Source organism: Acidovorax sp. KPB24-03 (genome assembly GCF_057546605.1).
In genome coordinates this window covers 1-1,105 of the sequence record NZ_BAAJYR010000722.1, presented here as the reverse complement: position 1 = coordinate 1,105, position 1,105 = coordinate 1, and the positions used below count along the sequence as shown (strand labels likewise).

Below are 1,105 nucleotides of genomic sequence, written 5' to 3'. Positions count from 1 at the left end.
CAGGGCCTTGCCCGCGGGCCGCGCCAGGCGGTGGCCCGCGACCACGATCGCATCCGCCTCGCCCTGCGCGGGCAGGAAGTTCATGCCCGGCGAGCCGATGAAGTGGCCCACGAACACGTGCTGCGGCCGCTCGAACAGCGCATCGGCCGCGCCCACCTGCACGGCGCGCCCGCGCGTCATCACCACCACCTCTTCGGCGAAGGTCAGCGCCTCCACCTGGTCGTGGGTCACGTAGATCAGGGTCAGCTTGAGCTCGTGGTGGATCTGCTTGAGCTTGCGGCGCAGCTGCCACTTGAGGTGCGGATCGATCACCGTGAGCGGCTCATCGAAGAGCACGGCCGCCACGTCGGAGCGCACCAGGCCGCGCCCGAGCGAAATCTTCTGCTTGGCATCGGCGGCCAGGCCCGAGGCGCGCTGGTCGAGCTGCCCGCTCATGTCCAGCATCTCGGCGATCTGGCCGACGCGCTGGCGGATCTGGGCCTCGGGCACCTTGCGGTTCTTGAGCGGAAAGGCGAGGTTCTCGGCCACCGTCATGGTGTCGTAGATCACCGGGAACTGGAACACCTGGGCGATGTTGCGCTCCTGCGGGCTCGCGTGGGTGACGTCCTTGCCGTCGAACAGCACGCGCCCCTGCGAGGGCACGAGCAGGCCCGACATGATGTTGAGCATGGTCGTCTTGCCGCAGCCCGAGGGGCCCAGCAAGGCATAGGCGCCGCCGTCGCGGAACTCCATCGACAGCGGCAGCAGCGCGTAGTCGCTGTCCTGCTGGGGGTTGGGCTTGTAGGCGTGCGCCAGGTCCAGATTGATGCGCGCCATCTCAGCGCCCTCCCCGGCGCGCGGGCGCCAGCAGCAAGGCGCCGTCGGCGCCGAAGACATAGGCTTCGCCCGGTGCCAGGTGCAGCGTGATGGCCGCACCCAGGTCGAAGTAGTGCACGCCCGTGACCTGCGCCACGAGTTCGCCCCAGGGCGTGTGCGCATGCACGAAGGTGTCCGAGCCCGAGATTTCGGCCAGCTCCACCGTGCCGGCCACCGCCACGTCGCCGGGGCGTGCCTGCAGACGCAGGGCACTCGCCCGCACGCCGACGGTCAGGCCCCGCCGCGGGCG

General features: G+C 70.3%; 2 protein-coding genes. Both read right to left on the bottom strand.

The genetic code is table 11. The features are described 5' to 3' along the window. The coding region (locus AC27KI_RS25515) for an ABC transporter ATP-binding protein (RefSeq protein ID WP_487116594.1) at positions 1–816 on the bottom strand (816 nt) is incomplete at its 3' end. A gap of 1 nt (position 817) precedes the next feature. After that, positions 818–1,105 (bottom strand): TOBE domain-containing protein (locus AC27KI_RS25510; RefSeq protein ID WP_487116592.1); only part of this gene is annotated, 288 nt, incomplete at its 5' end.